A 1,144-nucleotide genomic window follows, 5' to 3' on the forward strand; every position below is an offset into this window, starting at 1 on the left:
TAGACATCTCCAAAAAATAATTAAACTCTGATAAAATAATATAAAATGGTGTTTTTATCGGAATCTTATGACTAGTCTATTAGATTATATTGAAAAGAATCCTAAAGAATCACAGCGTTTGCTAGGTTTAAAGTATGAACAGTTAAAACAGCTTTTAGGAAAAGTGATAGAACTACATAGTCATAAAGTGACATTGGCTGAATCTAAAAAAGTGCGAATTATTCGGGGTGGAGGAGGTCGAAAACCGAAACTGTCACTATCTGAGCAAGTGATATTGACTTTAACATACTTAAGGCATTTGACAACATTTCAACTTCTTGGCATTCAATTTGGAGTAAGTGAAAGTACTGCAAATTATACGTTTAATTATTGGTTTCCATTGTTAGAAGAATTGCTACCATCCAGCTTACTTGAAGAGGTAAAAAAAACTCCAGTGACTACGAAATTGTTAAAGAGATTTTAACTGAATTTGAGTTAATAGTAGATAGCTACGAGCAGCCTATAGAAAGACCTAGCGACTATAAAGAGCAAAAAAAATATTATTCAGGTAAAAAAGTAAATCATACTCGGAAAAGCCAATTAATCGTCTTACCTTCAGGGGAAAGATATTGTTGATGTAGTTTCTAACAAACCTGGACCGAAAAGCGACATAAGTATATTTAATGAAAGTAAGAAAGGTTTTGACCCAAAACAAAAATTTCATGGCGATAAAGCATATCAAGGTGGAAAATCAATAAAAACACCGAAGAAAAAACCTCGAAATAAAGAGTTAACTATTGAAGAAAAGCAGAAAAACAAAGAGTTAGCATCTGAACGAATTTTTGTGGAACATTTAATTCGTTTAGTAAAGGTATTTAGAGTAGTTCAAGAACGATTTAGATTAAATTCATACAAGTACGAACAGATAATAATGACTATTTGCGGACTCGTTAGACTCCGAATTGGTACATTTATTTTTTAGTTATGAGAAAATTGAATAGATCAAACATAATTTTTTTTAGATAGATTCTATTTTTTCGCTAATTATCAATAGGAACCATATCTAATGCCTATTCTTGTGTACAAATTAGCTATCTTTGCTATTGGGCGATCGCAGTCTAAAAGGCACTTATGGTAAGACTTTGGTTGTTTTCGGAGATGTCTA

The 1,144-nt window shown here is 31.6% G+C and carries 3 protein-coding genes; all 3 read left to right on the top strand.

Annotated elements, in window-relative coordinates:
• Window positions 1-67: 67 nt before the first annotated feature.
• From IQ247_RS33000 to IQ247_RS33295, 3 genes are read left to right on the top strand one after another with little or no spacing between them, the layout of a single operon-like run.
• Entirely contained in the window at window positions 68-463 is a 396-nt protein-coding gene (locus IQ247_RS33000; RefSeq protein ID WP_228060245.1) for a helix-turn-helix domain-containing protein, read from the top strand.
• A gap of 38 nt (window positions 464-501) precedes the next feature.
• Window positions 502-615: a hypothetical protein gene (locus tag IQ247_RS33290; RefSeq protein WP_322745621.1), complete on the top strand. Its 114-nt coding sequence runs from the start codon at window positions 502-504 to the stop codon at window positions 613-615.
• Window positions 616-655: 40 nt separating this feature from the next.
• Window positions 656-961, top strand: a complete 306-nt coding sequence (locus IQ247_RS33295) for a transposase family protein (protein WP_322745622.1) — start codon at window positions 656-658, stop codon at window positions 959-961.
• Window positions 962-1,144 lie beyond the last annotated feature (183 nt).

This window comes from Plectonema cf. radiosum LEGE 06105 (assembly GCF_015207665.1).
Taxonomy (GTDB): Bacteria; Cyanobacteriota; Cyanobacteriia; order Cyanobacteriales; family Nostocaceae; genus Rivularia; species Rivularia radiosa_A.